Annotated in this window: 22 protein-coding genes, 1 tRNA gene and 1 pseudogene; 11 read left to right on the top strand and 13 right to left on the bottom strand. The window is 50.6% G+C overall.

The window, feature by feature from the left end:
- Positions 1-104: 104 nt before the first annotated feature.
- Positions 105-599 (top strand): DMP19 family protein, encoded by a 495-nt coding sequence (locus tag HMPREF3066_RS05900; protein ID WP_060974953.1) that lies wholly within the window; start codon positions 105-107, stop codon positions 597-599.
- Between the two features lie 82 nt (positions 600-681).
- Here HMPREF3066_RS05900 and recO read toward each other — a convergent pair whose 3' ends face one another.
- The 3 genes from recO to dnaX form a co-directional block, all read right to left on the bottom strand.
- Positions 682-1,422 carry a DNA repair protein RecO gene (gene recO, locus HMPREF3066_RS05895; protein WP_060974954.1) on the bottom strand — a complete coding sequence of 247 codons (741 nt, stop codon included), beginning with the start codon at positions 1,420-1,422 and terminating at the stop codon, positions 682-684.
- A gap of 187 nt (positions 1,423-1,609) precedes the next feature.
- Positions 1,610-1,945 carry a YbaB/EbfC family nucleoid-associated protein gene (locus HMPREF3066_RS05890; RefSeq protein ID WP_003678854.1) on the bottom strand — a complete coding sequence of 112 codons (336 nt, stop codon included), beginning with the start codon at positions 1,943-1,945 and terminating at the stop codon, positions 1,610-1,612.
- A gap of 141 nt (positions 1,946-2,086) precedes the next feature.
- Positions 2,087-4,267, bottom strand: a complete 2,181-nt coding sequence (gene dnaX, locus HMPREF3066_RS05885; protein WP_060974955.1) for a DNA polymerase III subunit gamma/tau — start codon at positions 4,265-4,267, stop codon at positions 2,087-2,089.
- A 198-nt stretch (positions 4,268-4,465) separates the two neighbouring features.
- Here dnaX and HMPREF3066_RS05880 point away from each other — a divergent pair, with 198 nt between their 5' ends.
- On the top strand, positions 4,466-5,179 hold the full coding sequence (locus HMPREF3066_RS05880) for an aldose epimerase family protein (RefSeq protein WP_070441149.1): 714 nt from the start codon (positions 4,466-4,468) through the stop codon (positions 5,177-5,179).
- A gap of 66 nt (positions 5,180-5,245) precedes the next feature.
- On the opposite strand, the gene mltB is transcribed toward HMPREF3066_RS05880, so the two are convergent.
- The 5 genes from mltB to rpsF form a co-directional block, all read right to left on the bottom strand.
- A complete protein-coding gene (mltB, locus tag HMPREF3066_RS05875; protein ID WP_003757382.1) occupies positions 5,246-6,328 on the bottom strand; it encodes a lytic murein transglycosylase B in 1,083 nt (360 codons plus the stop codon).
- A gap of 112 nt (positions 6,329-6,440) precedes the next feature.
- On the bottom strand, positions 6,441-6,893 hold the full coding sequence (gene rplI, locus HMPREF3066_RS05870) for a 50S ribosomal protein L9 (protein ID WP_003743490.1): 453 nt from the start codon (positions 6,891-6,893) through the stop codon (positions 6,441-6,443).
- Positions 6,894-6,909: 16 nt separating this feature from the next.
- Positions 6,910-7,140 (bottom strand): 30S ribosomal protein S18, encoded by a 231-nt coding sequence (gene rpsR / locus HMPREF3066_RS05865; protein WP_003678863.1) that lies wholly within the window; start codon positions 7,138-7,140, stop codon positions 6,910-6,912.
- A 6-nt stretch (positions 7,141-7,146) separates the two neighbouring features.
- Positions 7,147-7,443, bottom strand: coding sequence for a primosomal replication protein N (gene priB / locus HMPREF3066_RS05860; RefSeq protein ID WP_003757378.1), 297 nt, complete (start codon positions 7,441-7,443; stop codon positions 7,147-7,149).
- Between the two features lie 2 nt (positions 7,444-7,445).
- Positions 7,446-7,817, bottom strand: coding sequence for a 30S ribosomal protein S6 (gene rpsF, locus HMPREF3066_RS05855; protein ID WP_070441146.1), 372 nt, complete (start codon positions 7,815-7,817; stop codon positions 7,446-7,448).
- Between the two features lie 212 nt (positions 7,818-8,029).
- Between rpsF and serS the strand changes: the two genes are divergently transcribed.
- On the top strand, positions 8,030-9,526 hold the full coding sequence (gene serS / locus HMPREF3066_RS05850) for a serine--tRNA ligase (RefSeq protein ID WP_083286410.1): 1,497 nt from the start codon (positions 8,030-8,032) through the stop codon (positions 9,524-9,526).
- 214 nt (positions 9,527-9,740) lie between these two features.
- Here serS and HMPREF3066_RS05845 read toward each other — a convergent pair whose 3' ends face one another.
- Positions 9,741-10,502 carry an OmpA family protein gene (locus tag HMPREF3066_RS05845; RefSeq protein WP_039410658.1) on the bottom strand — a complete coding sequence of 254 codons (762 nt, stop codon included), beginning with the start codon at positions 10,500-10,502 and terminating at the stop codon, positions 9,741-9,743.
- A gap of 439 nt (positions 10,503-10,941) precedes the next feature.
- On the opposite strand from HMPREF3066_RS05845, the gene HMPREF3066_RS05840 reads away from it, so the two are divergent.
- Positions 10,942-11,892: a CysB family HTH-type transcriptional regulator gene (locus HMPREF3066_RS05840; protein WP_070441143.1), complete on the top strand. Its 951-nt coding sequence runs from the start codon at positions 10,942-10,944 to the stop codon at positions 11,890-11,892.
- Between the two features lie 468 nt (positions 11,893-12,360).
- Here the strand turns inward: HMPREF3066_RS05840 and HMPREF3066_RS05835 are convergent, their stop codons facing one another.
- On the bottom strand, positions 12,361-13,704 hold the full coding sequence (locus HMPREF3066_RS05835) for an ATP-binding protein (protein ID WP_070441140.1): 1,344 nt from the start codon (positions 13,702-13,704) through the stop codon (positions 12,361-12,363).
- Between the two features lie 58 nt (positions 13,705-13,762).
- Entirely contained in the window at positions 13,763-14,425 is a 663-nt protein-coding gene (locus HMPREF3066_RS05830) for a response regulator (protein ID WP_060974960.1), read from the bottom strand.
- Between the two features lie 502 nt (positions 14,426-14,927).
- On the opposite strand from HMPREF3066_RS05830, the gene HMPREF3066_RS05825 reads away from it, so the two are divergent.
- The 3 genes and pseudogenes from HMPREF3066_RS05825 to HMPREF3066_RS13535 form a co-directional block, all read left to right on the top strand.
- Positions 14,928-15,461: a PepSY domain-containing protein gene (locus tag HMPREF3066_RS05825; RefSeq protein ID WP_070441137.1), complete on the top strand. Its 534-nt coding sequence runs from the start codon at positions 14,928-14,930 to the stop codon at positions 15,459-15,461.
- A gap of 187 nt (positions 15,462-15,648) precedes the next feature.
- The gene (locus HMPREF3066_RS05820) at positions 15,649-16,563 is read left to right on the top strand and encodes a MetQ/NlpA family ABC transporter substrate-binding protein (protein WP_070441134.1); all 915 of its coding nucleotides are present in this window, start codon (positions 15,649-15,651) and stop codon (positions 16,561-16,563) included.
- A 203-nt stretch (positions 16,564-16,766) separates the two neighbouring features.
- A pseudogene (locus tag HMPREF3066_RS13535) lies at positions 16,767-16,883 on the top strand (IS5/IS1182 family transposase); the annotation flags it as partial.
- A gap of 125 nt (positions 16,884-17,008) precedes the next feature.
- On the opposite strand, the gene HMPREF3066_RS05815 reads toward HMPREF3066_RS13535, so the two are convergent.
- Positions 17,009-17,866: a c-type cytochrome gene (locus tag HMPREF3066_RS05815; protein ID WP_070441131.1), complete on the bottom strand. Its 858-nt coding sequence runs from the start codon at positions 17,864-17,866 to the stop codon at positions 17,009-17,011.
- A gap of 286 nt (positions 17,867-18,152) precedes the next feature.
- Here HMPREF3066_RS05815 and HMPREF3066_RS05810 point away from each other — a divergent pair.
- Positions 18,153-18,228, top strand: a tRNA-Arg gene (locus HMPREF3066_RS05810).
- Between the two features lie 104 nt (positions 18,229-18,332).
- Here HMPREF3066_RS05810 and HMPREF3066_RS05805 read toward each other — a convergent pair.
- Entirely contained in the window at positions 18,333-19,526 is a 1,194-nt protein-coding gene (locus HMPREF3066_RS05805; RefSeq protein WP_070441128.1) for an amino acid aminotransferase, read from the bottom strand.
- 146 nt (positions 19,527-19,672) lie between these two features.
- On the opposite strand from HMPREF3066_RS05805, the gene folP reads away from it, so the two are divergent.
- The 3 genes from folP (at position 19,673) to HMPREF3066_RS05790 (ending at position 23,147) form a co-directional block, all read left to right on the top strand.
- The gene (gene folP / locus HMPREF3066_RS05800) at positions 19,673-20,527 is read left to right on the top strand and encodes a dihydropteroate synthase (RefSeq protein ID WP_070441125.1); all 855 of its coding nucleotides are present in this window, start codon (positions 19,673-19,675) and stop codon (positions 20,525-20,527) included.
- Positions 20,528-20,814: 287 nt separating this feature from the next.
- Entirely contained in the window at positions 20,815-22,152 is a 1,338-nt protein-coding gene (gene glmM, locus HMPREF3066_RS05795) for a phosphoglucosamine mutase (RefSeq protein WP_003743468.1), read from the top strand.
- 311 nt (positions 22,153-22,463) lie between these two features.
- Positions 22,464-23,147: a DedA family protein gene (locus HMPREF3066_RS05790; RefSeq protein WP_039407448.1), complete on the top strand. Its 684-nt coding sequence runs from the start codon at positions 22,464-22,466 to the stop codon at positions 23,145-23,147.
- Positions 23,148-23,214: the final 67 nt, after the last annotated feature.

Genomic DNA, 23,214 nt, shown 5'->3' with positions numbered 1-23,214 from the left:
GCTAAGGCGAGGCAACGCCGTACCGGTTTAAAATTAATCCACTATAATGCGGTTTTTATGATGAATCGGCTTTAAATCCACTTTATTTTCAAACGGGCTTTAACATGACGACACTTTTTCGGCAGGATGATTTGAACCCTCAAGACGCCGCAGAATTTCTCTACACATTGAGCGCGGCGTATTTGGATTATACGGATGCGGCAGGCGATGAGGAAATGCGGTGTTTGAACGACGAGCAGCACACGCTGACGGCTTACTGCTATTTGGACAGCCAAGTGCAGGAGGGCGGCTTTGTGCAACTGATTGCGGCGGGTTATGGCGAATATGTGTTCCATAACCCCGTCGCCGACAGCCTGCGCCGCTGGCGGATTAAACCGACGCCTAAGATTTTGGATAAGGCGAAGACTTTATACGGGCGGGACGGCGCAAAAATCGAGGAAATGGCGGACAGCGGGGCATCTTTGGATGAGATTCGTGCTAAGTTTCCCGATTTTGAGGAATTGGACGGCGAATATTACGAAATCGCGGACGACGATATGGCGGCGGCTGTGGCGTATGTGTTGGCAAATTGGGGCAAGTTTGCGGAGATTGCGGATTGATGTGCGCGGTATGCTTTTGATTTTCCGCATCAGAATGAAACTAAGAGAAAAAAATCGAAATGAAAAGGTCGTCTGAAAAGGATTAAACGCCGAAACTGAATTGCTGGAGCTGTTGCAAAACCTGTCTGGATTTAATGCCTTCGGGCAGGAGGTTGTCAATCAGCAGGCGCGTGATTTTTAGCGACTGTCCGAGACTTTCGGGGTGGGTGAAATCGCCTTCGCGCAACTGAATCAAGATGTCGCCGCTGACGGCAACACCATGGTTGCGCGGATTGAAGCGTTCAGCTTCTTCGATCGGGACAACCGCGTTTTCAGGCGTCAGCCAGTAGGTTTCTTCGGCGCGGATTTCTTCGCCGTTGCCATCGTGGAACAAATCGGGCGCGAATCCCAAGCGACTGAGTAAAGTCCATTCAAAGCGTCGCAGCGCGGCGGTATGGCTGCGTTCGCCGCATACCGCCCGCATGACCGCTTCCAGCGCGTCGTAAAGCTCGGGTATCGGGTCTTCGCGAGCCGTCAGCTTAAGTATCAGTTCGTTGATATATAAGCCGCTGAACAAAGCCCTGCCTTGCGGTTGCGGCCAGCCGCCTATCCACTCTGCACGATGCAGCGTTTTCAACTCTTGCGAACCGTACCAAGAGGCGCTGACCGGTACAAACGGCACCAACACGCCGCGCAACTCGCTCTGCCGCTTGCGCGCACTTCTCGCCAGTAAAGCCACGCGCCCGTAACGGCGGCTGAACACTTCCACCCACAAACTGCTCTCGCGCCAAGGGGCGGAAGCAAGCAGGAAGACGGGTTCGTGGTTGATGCGCTGGTTGGTCATGGGCAGTTGGCGTTGCTGGGGAATGGTGGAAGAGGGCGGTTGATTGTATGGTTGTATTTTACCAAAGCGGGCAGGGGTCGTCTGAAAATATTGGACGGGTGTCTATTTGTCAAACCGATAATTCGAAGGTCGTCTGAAACTGCTTTTTGGCGTTTCAGACGACCTTTATTTGCTTTGCGGCGCGGGTTTAGCGGAAGAAGTCGCCCATGCCTGCTGGCAAGCCTTGGGTGAATGCGCCCATGGTTTTGTTGGTGGTTTCTTCGGCTTTTTCAGAAGCGGCATTGATGGCGGCGAGCACCAAATCTTCGAGCATTTCTTTGTCGTCTGCGGCTTCTTGAATCAGGTCGGGGCTGATTTCGAGTTTGCGGACGACGTGGGAACAGGTCATCACGACTTTAACCAAGCCGTTGCCTGCTTCGCCTTCTACTTCGGTCTCGGCAAGTTTCGCTTGCGCTTTTTTCATGTTTTCCTGCATTTGCTGCGCCTGTTTCATCAGGCCGCCTAATCCGGCTTTTCCGAACATATTTAAAACTCCTGTGGTTGAATCGTTAAGGTTATGGGGTCATACCGTTTGGTGTGGAAGGGTCGTCTGAAAGCGGGTTGATGGTTTTCAGACGACCTGAATGTTTATGTATCCGAAGGGAAACGGAAGTTTTCGATGCCGTTATTCCGCCTGCTCCGCCAGTTCCAAAGAATCGGGCTGCCATTGGGCTTCGAAAACTTTTAAAACCTGACGCGCGGTTTCGTCGGCTTCGAGCAAATCCTGCGCCTGCTGTCTGCCTTCAAGCTGGAGGCGTTGGCGGCGCATGGTCGGGGTTTCCCAACCCGCGTCGTCGCGCCACGGTTCGGTTTGCAATTTCAACGGCAGGCCGTAGGCTTCGGCAAGCGTGTTTTTGATTTTGTCGAGCCGCTCTTTGTTGGCGGTGGCGCGGGCTTCGTCAGTCAGCGACAGCATTATAAGATGGCTGTCTGCGTCGTAGTGCGTCCATGCTGCGTGTTGCGCCAGCATTTGCGCGGCGCCGAGCTTGCGGGCGAAATGTCGGACGATTGCCGCCCAGTTTTCGGTGGAAAAATCGGGCAGCGGGGCGAACTGCGTGTCTTCTTCGTCGTCGCCGTCTTCTTCGGCTTCCGATTCTGCTTCTGCCGTATCGGCAGGGACGGCGTGCTCCCAGTCCGGCGGCGGTGGCATTTCAGCGCTGTCTGCTACGGGATAGTCATGCTCGGGCGAACCGTAATCGTAGAAAGGCTCTGCGGAAGCTTCATGCGCAAACGATTCTGCATCCACGGCTTCTTCAATCGGGGTCGTCTGAATGGGGTTTTCAGACGACGTCTCAGATAAGAAAGTCTCGGTGTCGTTGTTTGCTGCCCCGTAATCGGAAACTTGATTTTCAGACGACGTTTCGGCTTGAGAGGTCGTCTGAAACGGCGTTTCTGCTTCGTTTGCGGACGGAGTGTTTGTCTCTGCTGCGTCAGAGGTCGTCTGAACGCTCGCATCCGCCGTTTGCGCAGGCGTGTCCGATACGGTTTCCACATCGCTCGGCGCGTCTTCCCAAGGTGGAACGTCGTTGTTTCCTTGAGTCGAAACCGGTTCGGCAACCTTGTTTTCAGACGACGTGGCAAGCGCAGGGGTCGTCTGAACGGGCGGTTTGGCGGCTTCAGACTGGGGAAGTTGCAAAGGCTTTTTTGCGGTACGGACACCCGTTTCGGCAGAATGCAGCTCAGTATTTTCGATATGTCCGCCAACGTCGTGCGCATCCGCTGCCAGCGGCGCAAACGCAAGCATACGTAGCAGGGTCATGACGAAGCCGGCGTATTCGTCGGGCGCAAGGCTCAAATCCTGTTTGCCGTGGATAGTGCATTGATAATAAAGCTGGATTTGTTCGCCGCTGAGTGCCTGGCTCAGTTGCAACAGGGTTTCGCGCTCAGGGTCGTCGTGTGCCAAAGCGGAAGGAACCGCCTGTATCAAGGCGAGGCGTTGCAACAGCATGGCAAGTTCGCTCAACGCGCTGTCAAAGCCGATGGCGCGCGCCGCCATTTCCTGCGCTTTCGCCAGCAGGGCTTCGCCGTCTTGGTTGACGATGCCCGCCAGCAGTTCGTACAGATATTGCTTGTCCACCGCGCCTATCATTTGGCGGACGTCTTGTTCGGCAACGCTGCCCGAACCCATGGCAATGGCTTGGTCGAGCAGGCTCAGGGCATCGCGCATCGAGCCTGCGGCGGCACGGCCTAAAAGTTGCAGGGCGGCGGGTTCGTAGGCGATGTTTTCGTTGTTTAAAACATGGGCAAGGTGGTCGGCAACCTGTTGCGAAGTCATGTTGCGCAAGACAAATTGCAGGCAGCGGCTCAAAACGGTAATGGGGACTTTGTGCGGATCGGTGGTCGCAAGGATGAATTTGACGTGTTCGGGCGGCTCTTCCAGCGTTTTCAGCATGGCGTTGAACGCGCTTTTAGAGAGCATATGCACTTCGTCGATGATATAGACTTTGTATTTGCCGGCGGTCGGCGCGTATTGGGCGTTTTCCAATACTTCGCGGATGTTGTCGATGCCGGTATTGGAGGCGGCGTCGATTTCCAGCAGGTCAACGTAGCGTCCGGTGTCGATTTGCGTACAGCTTTGGCACACGCCGCAAGGCTCGCCGTGTTGCGCGTTTTCACAGTTCAGGCTTTTCGCCAGAATACGGGCGATGGTGGTTTTCCCCACCCCGCGCGTACCGGTCAACAGGTAGGCATGGTGCAGGCGGCCTTCATCCAGCGCGTTGCGCAAGGCTTTGACGACGTGTTCCTGACCGACTAAGTCGGCAAAGGTTTTCGGACGCCATTTGCGGGCAAGAACTTGATAAGCCATAAGGTTTTCTCTGCTGGAAATAAATCGGAAGGTCGTCTGAAAAGTGGTTGAACGCCTTTCAGACGACCTTGGAAGATGACGGGTATTTTAGCATTTTTTTGATTTTTATTAAGGATTTTCTGTCTGCATATCGGGAAAGGCGCGTGTATAATCGTTAGAATATTACAAAATCTAAAATATCTTGAAGAACAAATCACTATGTCTGAAATCATCTTACGAAACCATTCCGCATCCATGCAGATAAACACCCTGGGCGCATATGTGGACAACTTGGTTTTACACGGTCGGAAAGTGTTATTCCCGAAAACCACCGTCCAAGTCGGTACTGACACAAAATTACGCGGCGGGATGCACGTCTGCCTGCCGCAGTTTGGGCCGGACAGTAAAAACCATTTGGCGCAACACGGTTTCGGCAGAACCTCTACTTGGCAAATCCGTTATCAAAACGAATCGGATGTCGGCTTGAGATTGATCAGCACGGCAAAGGGCTACGAAAACGTCGAATGGCTGCTGGATTACAGCCTGCCAAACGAAAACGAAGCAGTCGCTACATTGACCGTCTGCAATTACGGCGACGCGCCCGTGCGCACTTCGCCCGGTTTCCATCCCTATTTCCCCGTCGTCGGCACCCAATTCGATTTCAACGGCGCGCCCTACGACGCCGACTATATTGCACACACGGAATTTGTTGCCTCGCCGTCGGATACACATGTTGCGTTTGACGGACTGAAACTCGACATCCGAACACAAAACCTGCCCGTTTATGCGCTTTGGAGCGACCGAAACGGACAATACACCTGCGCAGAGCCTACCGCCGAAGGCAACGCCTTTTTATCGCCTGCGCGCGGTGGGCAGTTTGTATCGGGACATGGCAAAAAGCGTTACGGCATGAAAATCCGTTTGATTGCTTGAATTTGGAGTGGATTTGTTTCAGGCCCTCAAATAAAAAACCACCTTGGAGAAGGTGGTTTTTGAACATTACAAACCGTTGTTGTTGATTGCATTGGCAATATCACGCACGGCGGTAACATACATCCGGCTGTTGTTATACTGCCAAACCGTATAGAAATTATTCAGACCGAGATAATATTCAAATACGCCCGGACTGGTTTCCAAGCTGAACAAAACGGCTTTCTCATTGTCGGCAACCGCTTTTTGCGGAACCACACCCATTGCTTTGAAATCCGCAACGGTACGATTCAATGCGGTTTTTTCATCAATGATGGCTTTTAAATCAGGCGTAATCGTCAGATTGACGGGAACAATCATTTTGCCGCCTGTTTTCCAACCGTGCTGCTTCATATAATTGGCAACAGAAGCGGCAACGTCGCCGATATTGTTCCAAATATCGCGGTGTCCGTCGCCATCATAATCGACCGCCCATTTGCGATAGCTCGAAGGCATGAATTGCGGCATCCCCATTGCGCCCGCATAGCTGCCTTTGAAGTCAAAAACGTTCTCTTTTTCTTCTTTCGCCATCAGCAAAAGCTCAATCAGCTCGTTTTGGAAAAACTCGGCGCGACGCGGATAATCAAAACCCAAGGTACTCAAAGCATCGGCAACGCGGAAGCTGCCCGTGTTTTTACCGTAGTTGGTTTCAATGCCGATAATCGCTACAATCAACTCGGCAGGTACACCGTATTTGCGTGCTACATCATCGATAACGGCACGGTTGGCGGCGTAAAACTGTTTGCCGCCGTTAAATTTCGTCGCGCCGGAGTTGCCCGTGCGGAATTCATACCAAGGGCGAGAAGTTGACGGGCGGTACATGATATTGATGATATTGCCCTTGTAAACCACGCCATTGAAAAAGTTTTGCAGCTCGGCTTCTGTAAACTGCTTTTTCGCCGCTTCATAACGGATAAACTGGCGGACATTGGTATTGGCATTAAAGCCGCTGCTGGCAACCGATTCCGCAGCAGAATCAAAAGCAGGACGCTGGTTTTTGCTTTGATTGATCGGCTCAACCGTTTTAGCAGACTCAACGTTTGTTTTGGTTGTATTGCAAGCAACAAGCAGCAACGCAGTTGATATCGCAAGAGAAGGAATAAGTTTTTTCATATCTGGATTTATAGTCACTAAGGAAGCAGTCTTAATTATGCAAAAAGGTCGTCTGAAAGACGGTAGGAATATACATTCCATTCCCTTTCAGACGACCTTTTAAGACTGTCTATTACTCGGCAGCCGCAACAACAGCAACGGTAATCGCAGCAACAGCGTCAGTGTGCAGAGCCACTTCAACTTCGTACTCGCCTACGGCTTTCAGAGGGCCGTTAGGCAGGCGGACGTTGGATTTTGCAGCTTCAACGCCTGAAGCAACAATCGCAGCAGCGATGTCGGCATTGGTAACGGAACCGAACAGACGACCGTCCACACCGGCTTTTTGAGCGATAGTGATGGTTTGACCGTCCAGTTTTTCTTGACGTGCTTTAGCATCGGCCAAGATTTCGGCTTGTTTGGCTTCCAATTCGGCACGGCGTGCTTCGAATTCTTTCATGTTGGCTTCAGTAGCGCGTTTGGCTTTGCCGGCAGGAATCAGGAAGTTGCGGGCGTAACCGTTTTTCACGGTAACGATGTCACCCAGGTTGCCCAAACCGCCGATTTTCTCTAACAGAATAATTTGCATGATTTAAACTCCAAAATTATTTGTGTTGATCGGTGTAAGGCAACAGAGCCAAGAAGCGGGCGCGTTTGACTGCAGTAGCCAATTGGCGTTGGTAATGCGCTTTGGTGCCAGTGATGCGGGCAGGGATGATTTTGCCGTTTTCAGAAATGAAGTCTTTCAGCAGATCAACTTGTTTGTAATCGACTTCTTGGATTTTTTCAGCCGTAAAGCGGCAGAATTTTCTACGTTTGAATGATTGACGAGCCATTGTCGTTTAACCTTTATATTCTTTAATGTTCTGTATGCGGAGTATCGGCCTTGGGAAGCGTTTGCTTCGCTGTGCGAGAAAGCCTTCTGCTTCAACCATCGTATCTTGCCGATACTGCCATTCTTCAGCCTGCTTACCTAAAATACGTGCGGGAATTTCAAAACTGACCAAGCATTTTTGCCCGTTTTCTTCCTGCCAAGATTCATGCTTTAACATAATATCCAAAACAGGGATTCCTGCCGGCGTATATCTCAAGGATTCAACCTTGTAAATCAGGGCGGTAAGCTTTGTAAGATTATCCAATCTTATTCAGCTGCTGCAACTTCTTCAGCCGCACCGTTCAGCAAGTTTTTTGCTTTTTCGCCGCTCAGCATAGGAGAGGCTTCGGTTACAGCATGTTTTGTTTTGATGGTCAGATGGCGCAGTACGGCATCGTTAAAGCGGAAAGCGGTTTCCAGCTCTTCAACTACTTCAGGAGTAGTTTCGATGTTCATCAAAACATAGTGTGCTTTGTGGATTTTGTTAATCGGGTAAGCCAGTTGACGGCGGCCCCAGTCTTCCAAGCGGTGGATTTTGCCGCCGGCTTCGGCAATCATGGTTTTGTAACGTTCAACCATAGCAGGCACTTGCTCGCTTTGATCAGGATGAACGATAAACACGATCTCATAATGACGCATGTTATCTCCTTATGGATGATTAAATACAGCCTTTTGCCATGCGAAAGCAAAAGGCAAGGTTTGACAAAACGATGGATTCTATCCCATTCTTGCTTTTTCTGCAATGGATGATATGTAAGAAAGGGGTTTTTGAATAAAAGTGTTGTCATGAAAAGATTGGCGATTTGGTTTACAATAATGCCATTTCTGAATTCTATCGAGAGAATAACAAAATGTTAGACATCCAACAGCTCCGCAGCCACACCGCAGCCGTCGCTGAACGTTTGGCGCAGCGCGGTTACGAGTTTGATACCGCACGTTTCAATGAGCTTGAAGAAAAAAGACGTCAGTTGCAGATTAAAGTGGAAGATCTACAAGCCACAAGAAATGCCGTATCTAAAGATATTGGCGGATTACGCTCTGAACAAAAGAAACTAGAAAAATCCCCCGATTATACTCCGACCCTTGCTTTGGCTTTGATAGGTGCTTTAGTTGGAGGATCTGTGGCAAAAGAAGGCTCGAAATTTCAAGCAGCGTTATTGGGTGCAGGTATTGTAGTTGGTGCAAGTGAATTTATCAAAAAAATCAACAGTGATGAGCCAGAATATATTGTGCGGCAGGATGGCGTTATCGATGTTCTTGTGAAAGATGGGACAACAATTGTTAATTCATCAAAAACCGATTTGGAGCAGGCCGCCGCCGATTTGGATGCCGTTCAGAAAGAATTGGACGCATGGCTGTTGAGCATACCCAACCTGCCGCACGAAAGTGTACCCGTCGGTAAAGACGAAACCGAAAACGTCGAAGTCCGCAAAGTCGGCACCCCGCGCGAATTTGACTTTGAAATCAAAGACCATGTCGATTTGGGCGAACCTTTGGGCTTGGATTTCGAAGGCGGCGCGAAACTCTCCGGCGCGCGCTTTACCGTCATGAAAGGTCAAATCGCCCGTCTGCACCGCGCGCTGGCGCAATTCATGCTCGATACGCACACGCTGAAACACGGCTACACCGAGCATTACACGCCCTACATCGTGGACGACACTACCCTGCAAGGCACTGGCCAACTGCCTAAATTTGCAGAAGATTTGTTTCATGTTACCCGCGGCGGTGACGAGAGCAAAAAAACACAATATCTGATTCCGACCGCCGAAGTGACGCTGACCAACACCGTTGCCGACAGCATTTTGGCGGAAGGCAATTTGCCGCTGAAACTGACCGCCCATTCCCCATGTTTTCGCTCCGAAGCAGGCGCATACGGCAAAGACGTGCGCGGTCTGATTCGCCAACACCAATTCGATAAAGTAGAAATGGTGCAAATCGTTCATCCCGAAAAATCATACGAAGCGCTGGAAGAAATGGTCGGCCATGCCGAAAACATCCTGAAGGCTTTGGAACTGCCCTACCGCGTGATTACGCTGTGTACCGGCGACATGGGCTTCGGCGCGACCAAAACGTATGACTTGGAAGTCTGGGTTCCCGCGCAAAACACCTACCGCGAAATCTCAAGCTGCTCCAACTGCGAAGATTTCCAAGCCCGCCGCATGAAGGCGCGTTTCAAAGACGAAAACGGCAAAAACCGCTTGGTACACACCTTAAACGGCTCCGGCTTGGCAGTCGGCCGTACTTTGGTTGCTGTTTTGGAAAACCATCAAAACGCCGACGGCAGCATCAATATTCCTGCTGCTTTGCAGCCTTATATGGGCGGAGTAGAAAAGATAGAGGTTAAGTAATTTTACTTGATGATATGAGACTTGAAGAGGGTATCCTGAGTAATCTTAGGATACTTTTTTATTTGTTTTTCATTAAGTTTTGTTTATTGATTTTTTTGATTATTTATAGAGGTGGGTGTAAGAGGGGATAAAAAGTCTCTTAATTTGTAGAGGAGAAAATAAAAATATAAGAAAACCCCGCAGAGGCGGGGTTTTGAATTAAAACTGAATTTAGTTAAGGTTTGGCGTAACCGTGTACACCGTTGTAGGGAGAAGGAATCCAACCTTCATCTACTGCAGGACGTTCACCTTGACCTTCAATTGTTTGGCCTGGGGCAACTTGTTTGGTAACAGTGCTGCGGATTTTCACGTCAACACGACGATCAGGTTCGATACATGCAATCAAAGCAGCACGTTTTTTGGCTTTGGATACTTTTTTGCCCAGTTTTGCTACTTCTGCTTCACAAGTGGCAGTCATTTGAGCTTGAGATTCGCCAAGACCTACAGCGGAAACTTTGCTGGAAGGAATACCACGGCCAACCAAGTAGTTGGCAACTACGTTTGCACGGCGTTCGGACAGAGCTTGGTTGTACTCTTCTGAACCCATAAAGTCGGTGTGACCTTCGACACGCACAGTTTGAACATTTTCATTGTTCAGGCGTTGGGCTAATGCGTTCAGGTTCTCTTGAGCCTCAGGGCGGAGGTTGTCTTTATCGAAGCCGAACAGTGTTTTAGAAGACAGAGATACGGTTTCATCAACATATTCTGGAGCTTGTTGGACTGCGGCTACTGCTTCACGGTCGCCACATTCGACACGACCTTGGGTTTCTTTGTCGAAATAGCTGTTTTTCCAGCATTCGCCATAGTTGTTGCGGACAACTTCTTGAGACTGGCTGCTTACGGTGTAGCCGTGTTTGGTATGCGGTTCGCTTGCCATTGCGGTGCCGGAAGCAACCAATGCAACGAACAATGCGCTTAATTTCAGCTGTTTGGTCATTTTATTCCCTCATCTAAATTGTTATGCGGCGGGTGTTTAAGAACCGCTGCAAATTACCAATATACAGGCCGCAGCATACTAAGCAGCGGCAAATCGGATATATCAGTTTGCACTATAAAGAAGCATGGTGCCTACTGTCAATACTCAATGCCTCATACAATCATGAAACTGCCTGCTTCCTAGCTTCGAATCATGCCTAAAAATCAAGTTTGTGTCATTTATTTATGGGTAAATCGGAGTTTGTTGACATTTGTTGTTGTATGAAGGATACAGTTTGTACTGAGGGAAATGTTGGTTTCGATAATCGGTTTGTATAGTACTATTTAAAACAAAAGTTTTTATTTGAGGTGAGGGTGCTGCCGACAATTTAGGAAAAATATGTTAAATTGTCTGCCATTTGTCGCACAAATCATACAAATATATAGAACACGAGCCGTTTATGAAATTACAGCAATTACGGTATGCATTGGAGGTGTACCGGCATAATCTGAATGTGTCTGAAGCTGCTGAAGCCCTTTTTACCTCCCAGCCGGGTATTTCCAAGCAAATCAGGCTTCTTGAGGAGGAGTTGGGCATACAGATTTTTATCCGCAGCGGCAAACGCGTGGTTTCTGTGTCGCAGCCCGGCAAGGCTGTGTTGGAAATTGTAGAACGGATTTTGCGCGATGTGCAGAATATTAAAAATATAGGCAGTGAGTTTACTGATCATGACAGTGGTTCGTTGATTGTTGCGACGACTCATACGCAGGCACGTTATGCCCTGCCTTTGATTGTGGCGGAATTTGTCAAACGTTATCCGAAGGTAACACTGACTATTAAGCAGGGCAGTCCTGCGGCCATCGCCCAGATGGTTAGTAACGGAGAGGCGGATATTGCGATTGTAACTGAGCGTATCGATGAGCATCCGGAGTTGGGTAAATTAACTTGTTATGAATGGAATCATGCGGTTATCGTGCCGCATGAACATCCTTTGTTGGATTGTAAAAATCCTTTGAGTATTGAGGATTTGGCCTCTTTTCCCTTGATTACTTATGAATTTGCGTTCAATCAGGGGAGTAGTATTGCCCGGGCTTTTAATAAAGCCAGATTAGAGCAGCCCGATGTTGTGTTGTCGGCAGCGGACACGGATGTTTTAAAGACGTATGTCCGTTTGGGTCTTGGTGTCGGGTTGATGGCGAAGATGGCTTACGATCCTGAGAATGACACGGATCTGGAATTAGTGGATGCCTCGCATTTGTTTGAGTCGTCTCCAACTTGGATTGCCGTTAGGAAAGATACCTATCTTAGGGGGTATGCATATGATTTTATAGAATTGTTCGCGCCTAAGTTGACGCGTGAAGTGGTCGATAGAACGCTTTATACTCCAGTAGTCGAGGACTTTTCTATTTGATTGTTTAGTTGAAATACGCCTGATGGGGCAAGAGGTCGTCTGGAAACGGGCGGTTTTGATTTTGTCAGAACCGTGCTTTCAGACGACCTTTTAGTTTTGCCGTATGCTTGGTTTGAATATTTCTATGTTTTTAAAGGTGTGTTTCTTGTAAGGATGCAGAGTTTGATAAACCCAAGGTGTCGAGGGTAGGAAGGCTGATTATTTAATCGGAACTGTTTTCAGAGCTAGAAACAAAAGTGTTCTGCACCTTCCGTTTAGGTATTGTATTCGCTGCAATCCTTGAGTATTTTTGAAAACTCCAGATTCGGATTCCTACCTGCGCGGAAATGAAGGATATTGGGTGTTTTTTATTTTAATTGATTATAGAAGGTCGTCTGAAAACCTGATTTGTCAGGAATTTCAGACGACCTTTGGGTGATTGGGGGAAGCGTTTGCCAAATATAGGAAGCTGCTGTTTTGTACTTATTGTCAGGCTCTCTCCAGCCATGCACTCAAACCTCCTCCGTCGCGGTTTTCAAGTTTCAACGTCAGGCCGTGGAGTTTGGCGATGTGTTCGGCGATGGACAAACCCAGTCCGCTGCCTTGGGCATTTTGTCCGGCAGGACGGTAGAAACGTTCTTTAATCCGCGACAGGTGTTCGGGGGCGATGCCGGTGCCTTGGTCGCGTACTTCGATACGGTCAGCGTGAAAATACAGTCCAACCTCGCTGTTTTCGGGCGAATAGCGCACAGCGTTGTCGAGCAGGTTGCGCAACATGAGTTGCAGTAGCGCGTCGTCGCCTTGCAGGAGGGGCGGCTCGGCAAGAAATTCGCGCTTGAGGCGGATGCGTTTTTCGCGGGCGGAGAGGTTGGTGTTTTGCAGCACTTGGCTGCTGAGGCTCTCCCAATTGATGGGGGCGGTATTTTTCAGGCCTTGTTCGGGATCGAGCCGTGCCAGCGTGAGCAGTTGGTTGATTAGGTGTTCGGCGCGGTTGAGGCTTTGTTGGATTTGTTGCAGGTGGTAGGGCTGTTCGGCAGTGTCGCTGAGGGCGAGGACTTCGGCCTGCACTTTCAATGCGGCAAGCGGGCTGCGCAGTTCGTGGGCAGCATCGGAGGTAAAGCGTTGTTCTCGTTCGATGCTGGTCTGAACGCGGGCAAACAGGCGGTTGAGGGCATCGACCAGGGTTTGGGTTTCCTGCGGTACGGCTCGGCTGACGGGAGCAAGGTTGTCGGCGCGGCGTTCGGACAATTCTGATGCGAGCTCTTTAAGCGGGTAGATGCTGCGTTTGACCGCCAGATGCAGTAGCAACACCATCAGCGGCAGAACAAGCAGCGAGGCGGCAAGGTGCGCCCAAACAATGTTCCACAAAATTTCAAGGCGGTTGCGCCAGGGTTGGGCAACGGCGACTGTCTGTCCGGTTTTCCCGTCGTGGTAATAGATGACGCGTAAGCTTTTTTCCTGCCAAGGCTTCCCGATGTCGGTGAAGCCGGAAATTTTGCGGAATGGAATTTCTTTACCCCTTTTGTCTGAGAGCAACAGTCTGCCGTCTGCATTCCAGACGGAAATGCCGTTTTGTTTGTCTTCTGCAAAACCGGTGTGGCCTTTGCCCAGGCTTTTTTTAACTTTAGGCAGCAGCACGGCTTTTTCCGGTTCGATGTAGGGCAGTGATTGGGCAAGGTCGCTCATCTGACTGTCGGCGGATTCATTCAGTTCGTGTAACGCCATTGCCAGTGAAACAGCGTTGGCGGCGAACCATGCCAAGAGCAGTCCGCTGCCGATATAGAGTATCAGGCGTTTGCGGATAGAAGTTTCGGGCGGAAGCTTTTTAAACATGGAACGACCTTTTTGTGCAAGGGGGCTGTTTCTTCAATTTTTGCGTTTTCAGACGACCTTAAGGCATTTCTCCGAGTTGGTAACCCAATCCGCGCTTGGTTTGAATCACGGATGAACCGATTTTTTTGCGCAGGTTGTGGATATGCACTTCGACCGCGTTGCTTTCAACTTCTTGATCCCAGCCGTATAGTTTGTCTTCGATATGGGCGCGGCTGATGATGTGTTTCGGATTGGCGACCAGCATTTCCAGCAGCCGCCATTCGCGCGCGGTCAGGTTCAGCGGCTTGCCGCCGAGTGTGGCGGTTTGGGCGGAGGTATCCAAATACAGGCTGCCGAAGGTCAGGCCGCTGTCGCTGCGTCCGTGGCTGCGACGCACCAAGGCATTCAGCCGTGCTTCAAGTTCTTCCAATGCAAAGGGTTTGCACAGGTAATCGTCCGCGCCGCTGTTCAACCCGGTCAGGCGGTCGGGCAGCGCATCGCGTGCCGTCAGAATCAGCACGGGTAGCGTCAGACCTTGTTTGCGCCAGTGCCGCAATATTTCTATGCCGTCGATGTTCGGCAGACCCAAATCCAACACCGCTGCATCATAAGGCGCAGCCAGTGGTGCGGACTGTCCTTGAGCGCCATCTGAAAACCAGTCCACCGCCATACCGAGCTTTTTCAGCCCGGCGGCAATGCCGTCGCCGATGTGCGGGTCGTCTTCCACCAGCAGGATACGCATAAAGATACTCCTGTTTGTTCGGATAAATGCAGTGAATTCAAATCAAGACGCTCTGCCCCGCCATTTCCCGACTTCGCAAGAAAAGGTATGGCGAAAACCGGATGCCTCTATTTTAATTGGCTCTATATGATATGGATTGTATAGCAGATTGGCTTGAAACTCGTTTTGTTGTACTGCCTTGCTTCAAAACAATATTGTAAGGCAGGGTCGTCTGAAAACCAAAGTCGGGATGGCAATGGAACATCATGCAGACTGCCCGTTTTACCCTTGGTTTCAGGCTGAGGCCTGTCATTAAAACAGGCTGGGCTTAAGTAGAACTTAAGAAATTTGGAGGAATAAATATAAAATAAAAACAATAATTTGAATAAAATTTATAGAAAAATCTTTTTCTTAAGGTTCGCTTAAGTTTGGTTTGTTTAAATACGCTCAATCCAGCAGACACTGTTGGCAGATTTCAAATACACAAACATTTTTATTTTTATCCGACAAAAAAGGAAACATCATGAAATTCAGCAAAAAAGGTCTCATCATCGCCGTCGCAACCGCTCTGACCATCGGTACTGCCAGTGTCGGTGCATATGCCGCAGGGGCTATACCCGGAACCAAAGCCGCCGCTTTCTCCAGTAGCAAAATCAGTGCCGCCCAAGCTGTCGATTACGCAGTGGCCAAAATTCCGGGCCGCGCCGTCGAAGTCGATTTCCGCCACAAAAACGGCCAGAGCTACTATAAAGTAGAAATAGTTACCGATGACCAGAAACAAGAAGTCTTCGTCGATGCAGCCAACGGGCACATCATCGAAAGCCGCCCAGACTACGACAAAAAACCGCTCCAACCGCTGCCGAACACCAATATTTCCCTGAAACAGGCGATTGCCGCAGCCGAAGCCAAAACAGGCGGCCGCGCGAAGGATGCCGATTTGAGCTATAAAAAAGGTCCGTCGGTTTATAAAGTGGAAACCGTCAACAACATCCAAAAATACGAGGTACGCGTCGATGCCAACAGCGGTCAGGTACTGTCTTCACACATCGATTTATAAAGTAAAAACCGATTCGTGGTGACCTGTCAAAAGGTCGTCTGAAAACCCAAATCAGGTTTCAGACGACCTTTTAATATTTTGATTCTGCAAAAAACGTCCGCAAGCTGCCCAAATAGATTTAAAATCCTTATCTTTTGATGACAGAGGTCGTCTGAAAACCGTTTCGATAAATAATCAGGAGCAAAATATGCAAGCGAACACCTTAATCAAAACCCTTTCTGCTGCTGCGCTAGCCGTTGTGTTGGCAGCCTGCGGCGGTCAAAAAGACAGCGCACCTGCCGCATCCGCCGCATCGCCGGCCGCCGACAACGGCGCGGTGAAAAAGGAAATCGTCTTCGGCACAACCGTCGGCGACTTTGGCGACATGGTCAAAGATCAAATCCAACCTGCACTGGAGAAAAAAGGCTACACCGTCAAACTGGTCGAGTTTACCGACTACGTCCGTCCCAACCTTGCTTTGGCCGAAGGCGAGCTGGACATCAATATTTTCCAACACAAACCTTATTTGGATGACTTTAAAAAAGAACACAAATTAGACATTACTGAGACTTTCCAAGTGCCGACTGCGCCTTTGGGCCTGTATCCGGGCAAACTGAAATCTTTGGACGAAGTCAAAGACGGCAGCAGTGTTTCCGCGCCTAACGACCCGTCCAACTTCGCCCGTGCGCTGGTGATGTTGAACGAATTGGGCTGGGTTAAGTTGAAAGACGGCGTTAATCCGCTGACTGTTTCCAAAGCAGACATCGCCGAAAATCCGAAAAACATCAAAATCGTAGAACTTGAAGCCGCGCAACTGCCACGCAGCCGCGCCGATGTTGATTTCGCCATCGTAAACGGCAACTATGCCATGAGCAGCGGTATGAAGCTGACCGAAGCCCTGTTCCAAGAGCCGAGCTTTGCCTATGTTAACTGGGCAGCAGTCAAAACTGCCGATAAAGACAGCCAATGGCTCAAAGATGTAACCGAAGCCTATAACTCCGATGAGTTCAAAGCCTATGCGCACAAACGCTTCGAAGGCTATAAATATCCTGCTGCATGGGGTGAAGATGCAGCTGTCGGTGCAAAAGCCGAAGCAGCCTCTACGGCTTCGGCAGCAAAATAAGCAGTAAACTTCAAAAGTAAAAAAAGGTCGTCTGAAAACCCAAATAAGGTTTCAGACGACCTTTTTTAGATTGGTTTTTATAAACAATGTGCGTGAATTGAAAATCTTGTTGTGCTGCCAATTGAAAGAAAATTTAATGCTGTTCTTTCTATCTCAGTATGTTTTGTGTAGGCAGGGTAGAATGAACGGGTTAATGAATAAAAAGTGGATTAAATTTAAATCAGGACAAGGCGACGAAGCCGCAGACATTACAAATAGTACGGCAAGGCGAGGCAACGCCGTACTGGTTTAAATTTAAGCCACTATATATCGTAAATGAAGTGGGGATGTTATTTGTCCCAAACCTGCGTTGATAGGGGATTACATATTTCCTGGAACTCATAAAAAAACGCACCTTGTTTAAAGGTGCGTTTTTGACGGGATATCAATAGCGTTCTTGAACAAATCAGAATTTGGCGCCTGATTGGTTTGCCATGTAGTCGACCGCTGCTTTGACTTCATCGTCGCTCAGGCCGGCGTTGCCGCCTTTTGCAGGCATGGCGTTGAAGCCTTCGATTGCGTGTTTGTGCAGGGTTTCTTTACCTTGTTTGATACGCGAAGCCCATTCGTCTTTTTTACCTATGCCGGGAATGCCGGGGACTGCGCCGCCGTGACATGCCTGACAGGTTGCTTCAAAAACTTTTTTACCGTCTGCGCCGGAAGCTGCAGGAGCGGCTGCGCCTTTGTCTTCGGCTTTAGGTGCATCTGCTGCGGGGGCAGAGCCGGCAGCGGCCGGTGCGGAGGCGGCTGCATTGCCTGAAGCGGCTTGATCGGCAGGCGCTGCGGCATCCGGATCAGGGAAGGTGCCGCCGCTCTTGTTCGCCATGTAAGTGATGACGCGTTTGAGTTCTTGGTCGGTCAAATCGGCTGCGCCGCCTTTTGCAGGCATGGCGTTAAAGCCGTTCAGAGCGTGTTGGAAAAGGGTATCGAAGCCTTGTGCGATACGGGGAGCCCAGTCGCTGTTGTGTTCAACTTTCGGTGCGTTGGGGACGGATTTGTCTGCGCCGTGACACTGGATACAGATTTTGTTGAAAATCTGATCGCCTTTGCGTTCGCCTACCGGGATGCCGTCTCCCAAGGTAAGCTGTCCTACGGGCTGGATGCGGGTTTGGGTAGCAGTTTCGGAAGATTGGGCAACGTCTGCATACGAGCCGCTGCCCGCCAATTTGATGAGGAAGTAAATGACTGCAATGGCAATAACGATACCGCTCACAAGGGTAAACAATGCAGAGCCTTGGGCTTTGGAGTCGCGGAGTTGTTTCATTTGGTAGGCCTCGCCGTTAGGTTAGGTTGTGCTTTGAGTTATAGTTTGGTGTGTTAAACGCAGTTAACAATATTTTGCTGGATTATACTGAATTCACAAGGGCTTTCCAATCGCTCTTGTGGAAAATATACGCAAAGGCGGCGGTTTTTTGCTGCCTGTTAAGGGGCGGGTTGTGTATGTTGTTGATTATTTTATGAGATTTTTCTTCAAATTTGTCTTGTTTGCGCCATCCTGCATAATAGGCTTTGCCAACAGGCGGGATTTGCGTTAATCTTACGCCTTCTTCGCACCCATAGCTCAGTTGGAAGAGTGTCAGTTTCCGAAGCTGGAGGTCACAGGTTCGATCCCTGTTGGGTGCGCCAATTATAGAGAGGCCGTCTGAAAGATGAAAATTTTTCGGGCGGCCTTTTGACTTACTTCAAATAAAACTACATCGGGTTTCAGACGACCTTTTACTTTTTGCGCTTTATTTCAACACTTCGGCAAACGCATCGGCAACATAGGCGATATTCGATGCGTTCAGCCCGGCGACGCACATCCTGCCCGAATCCAGCAGGTAAACGGCAAATTCGTCGCGCAACCTATGGACTTGTTCCACGCTCAATCCCGTGTAGCTGAACATGCCGCGCTGTTTGATGAAATAAGTGAAATCGCGGTCAGGGATTTGGACGGTCAATACGTCGTAAAGTTTCTGCCGCATGGCACGGATGCGGTCGCGCATGACATAGACTTCGTTTTGCCACAAGGCGTAAAGTTCGGGGCTGTTCATCACGTCGGCGGCGATATAGGCGCCGTGTGCGGGCGGGCTGGAGTAGATGCGGCGGACGGTAAATTTGAGTTGACCGAACACCAATTCCGCTTCTTCTTTATTCGGGCAAACCACGCTCAGGCCGCCGACGCGCTCGCCGTAGAGCGACAGGTTTTTCGAGAATGAATTGCTGACGAATAGCGGCAAATCCATTTCCACCGCTTTGCGGATGGCGTAGGCATCGCTGTCCAAATCGCCGCCGAAGCCTTGGTAGGCGATGTCCATAAACGGAATCAGTTTGCGCGTTTTGATGATTTGCAACACTTCGTCCCATTGCTGTTCCGACATATCCACGCCGGTCGGGTTGTGGCAGCAGGGGTGCAGGATTAGGATACTGTGTTCGGGCAGGGTGTTGAAAAACGCGGTCATTTCGTCGAATTTCACGCCGACGGTGGCGGGGTCGTAATAAGGATAAGTGCCGACCTCGAAACCTGCACCTTCAAAAATGCCGCGGTGGTTGTCCCAAGTCGGGTCGCTGACGTAGGCGCGCGCTTCGGGAAACCAGCGGTGCAGGAAGTCCGCTCCGACTTTGAGCGCGCCCGAGCCGCCCAAGGTTTGTACGGTAACGATGCGCCCTTGCGCAAGCGCGGGGTTGTCTTTGCCGAACAACAAATGCTGCACCGCACTGCGGTAAGTGTTTAAACCTTCCATAGGCAGGTAGGGCGACGGTGCAGGCGTGGCGGCGCGGGCGGTTTCGGCACGGTTCACGGATTCCAATACGGGCATTTTGCCTTCGTCGTCGAAATAAATGCCTATACTCAAATTGACTTTTTCGGGGTGCGGGTCGTTTTTGAAGGTTTCGACCAAACTTAAAATCGGGTCACCGGGGTAATATTCGACGTGTCGGTACATGGCTGTTTCCTTTGTCAGGCGGATTAGGACGGGAAACCTGATTTTTGCATTAAACGGCAGGATTTGTAAAACGGGGTCGTCTGAAAGCTGCATGATGTTTTCAGACGACCTATAATTTCGTCTTCATTATTTTACGGAACACCATCATGACCACGCGCATCTGGCAGGCAGGCAGGTTTGAAATCGGTTTGGACAAGCCGAAAATCATGGGTATCGTCAACCTGACGCCCGATTCTTTTTCCGACGGCGGCGTATATTCGCAAAATGCCCAAACAGCCTTGGCACACGCCGAACGGCTTTTGAAAGAGGGCGCGGACATTCTCGACATCGGCGGCGAATCGACGCGGCCGGGGGCAGATTATGTTTCGCCTGAAGAAGAATGGGCGCGGGTTGCGCCTGTATTGGCGGAAGTGGCGGGGTGGGGCGTTCCTGTTAGTTTGGACACGCGCCGCACAGTGATTATGGAAAAAGCGTTGGCGCTCGGCAGCGTCGATATTATTAATGATATAGCGGCGTTGACCGACGAGGGCGCGGTCGAATTGCTGGCGCGTCAGGCGGACACGGGCATTTGCCTGATGCACATGCAGGGTTTGCCCGAAAACATGCAGATTAATCCGAAATATCAAGATGTGGTCGGCGAAGTGGCGCGGTATTTGAAAGAGAGGGCGGCGGAATGTATCGCGGCAGGCATCGCCCCGCAACGCATCACGCTTGACCCGGGGTTCGGCTTCGGCAAAAACCTGCAACACAATATCGCGCTGATGCGGCACTTGCCCGAATTGATGGCAGAAACGGGTTTCCCGCTGCTGATCGGCGTGTCGCGCAAACGCATGATAGGCGAGCTGACCGGCGAGGCGGACGCAGCGGCGCGCGTACACGGCAGCGTGGCGGCGGCGCTGGCTTCCGTGGCACGCGGCGCGCAAATCGTTCGGGTGCATGATGTGAAGGCGACGGCGGATGCGTTGAAAGTGTGGGACGCCTTGGGCATTACCGGCATTTAATAACTTCTGTTTTGGGAGCAAAAAACCATCTGAAAATGAAATGTCGGCAGCCACTGAAATGGCGATAAAGAGGTCGTCTGAAAACAAGTTTGACGGTTTCAGACGACCCTTTTGTTTAATCCGGTTAACTTGTTTCGGATTTTGATAAGATAAGAAACTATACCGCTCAGGCTCAATCTAATAACGCTAAACATAAATCCCAACAGGTTTGCATAAAATCCCCTATACTGCCCGTTATAACATTCACGGGTATTCTCATTTTAAAAACATCCTCACGGAGCAAATTTATGGCAAAAAAATATTTTGGCACGGACGGCGTGCGCGGCGAAGTCGGTCAATTTCCGATTACCCCCGATTTCGTATTGAAGCTCGGTTATGCGGCGGGGCAGGTGTTGGTGCAGCATGACGGCGGGCAGAAGCCGACTGTCCTTATCGGCAAAGACACGCGTATTTCCGGCTACATGCTTGAAGCCGCGCTGGTGGCTGGTTTTACCGCCGCGGGTGTCAACGTCATCCAAACCGGCCCGCTGCCTACGCCGGGTGTGGCTTATCTGACCCGTGCGCTGCGTTTGTCCGCCGGTGTGATGATTTCCGCGTCGCACAATGTGTATTCCGACAACGGCATCAAATTCTTCGCTGAAGGCGGCGTGAAGCTGAGCGATGAAATCGAGTTGGAAATCGAAGCCAAAATTGATGAGGAAATGAAAACCCAGCCGTCCGCCCGCCTCGGACGCGCCCGCCGTATCAATGGCGCGGACGACCGTTACATCGAATTTTGCAAATCTACCTTCCCCAGCCATTTGGATTTGCGCGGCCTGAAATTGGTGGTCGATACCGCACATGGCGCAGGCTATGACGTTGCGCCCAAAGTGTTCCACGAACTCGGCGCGCAAGTCGTCAGCATCGGCGACGAACCCAACGGCTACAACATCAACGAAAAATGCGGTGCGACCCATCCCAAAGCCTTGCAGGCCGCCGTATTGCAAAACGAAGCCGACTACGGCATCGCTTTGGACGGCGACGGCGACCGCCTGATGATGGTCGACCGCAACGGTAAAGTGTACGACGGCGACAGCCTGATTTACGTCATCGCCAAAGCCCGCGCCCGCGAAGGCATCAACATCGGCGGCGTGGTCGGTACGGTCATGACCAATATGGCGATGGAAATCGCCTTAAAAGAGCAGGGCGTTGATTTCTGCCGCGCCAAAGTCGGCGACCGCTATGTGTTGGAACAACTGAACCAACGCGGCTGGCTCATCGGCGGCGAAGCCAGCGGCCATATTTTGTGCATGGACAAACACAACACCGGCGACGGTATCATCTCCGCGCTGCAAGTTTTGGCGGCGCTGCAAATCCTGAACCAAGACCTTGCCACCGTTTGCGCCGACTGGCAGCCGTATCCGCAAACCATGATCAACGTGCGCATTCAAAAAGGTCAGAAATGGCAGGAAGCCTCGAAAGACGTATTGGCTGAAGTAGAAAAAGAGCTCGAAGGCAAAGGCCGCGTCGTATTGCGCGCATCAGGTACCGAACCGGTCGTGCGCGTCATGGTCGAAGCGCGGCAGGCGGACTGGGCGAAAAAGGGCGCGGAACGCATCGCGGCAGCCATCACCGGCAAGCAGTAATGCCGTCAAAAAATCAATCAGGTTTTTAGCAAACCTTGGAACTGCCGTCGTTTCCACGCAAGCGGGAACGGCGGTACAGTGGATTGATTTTAAATCAGGGCAAGGCGGGGGAACGCCATGCCGGTTTAAGGTTAATCCATTGTGATTGTGTTTTTTAGGATTCGAGGTCGTCTGAAACACATCAATTCATATTGTTCACACCTATTTTCATAACCTTCCTTGTTATTTCTTTCAGACGACCCTATCTTTGGTAAAATACGACATTCAGTTCAAATGAATTTCCCCTCCACATTACAACCGACGGATACGCCATGTTTGCCTTTTTAGAAGCCTTTTTTGTCCAATACGGCTACGCAGCCGTGTTTTTCGTTTTGGTCATCTGCGGCTTTGGCGTACCGATTCCCGAAGATTTGACGCTGGTGACAGGCGGCGTGATTTCCGGCTTGGGGTACACCAATTCGCACTGGATGGTTGTCGTCGGTATGCTCGGCGTGTTGGCGGGCGACGGATTTATGTTTGTCGCCGGACGCGTGTGGGGGCAGAAAATTCTCAAGTTCAAACCCATTGCCCGCGTGATGACGCCAAAGCGTTACGCGCAGGTGCAGGAGAAATTCGACAAATACGGCAACTGGGTATTGTTCGTCGCCCGCTTCCTGCCCGGTTTGCGTACCGCCGTTTTCGTGACCGCAGGCATCAGCCGCAAAGTTTCCTATACCCGCTTCATTCTGATGGACGGGCTTGCCGCGTTGATTTCCGTACCGGTGTGGATTTATTTGGGCGAATACGGCGCGAACAACATCGATTGGCTGATGGCAAAAATGCACAGCCTGCAATCCGGTATCTTTACTGTTTTGGGTATATTGGCAGTGGTGTTGGCCTGGTTTTGGTGGAAAAAACGCCAGCGCCTCCAGTTCTACCGTACCAAATTGAGCGAAAAGCGGGCGCAGCGCAAAGCCGCCAAGGCAGCCAAAAAAGCCGCGCAAAGCGAACAATAAAATCAAGCCCCCCCCTGACAAGGTTGACGATATTCAATATAGTGGATTAACTTTAAACCAGTACGGC

The sequence above is a fragment of the Neisseria sp. HMSC03D10 genome (assembly GCF_001807625.1).
Lineage (GTDB): Bacteria > Pseudomonadota > Gammaproteobacteria > Burkholderiales > Neisseriaceae > Neisseria > Neisseria mucosa.
The sequence above is the reverse complement of the archived record's forward strand: the minus strand, read 5'-3'. Positions and strand labels throughout refer to the sequence as shown.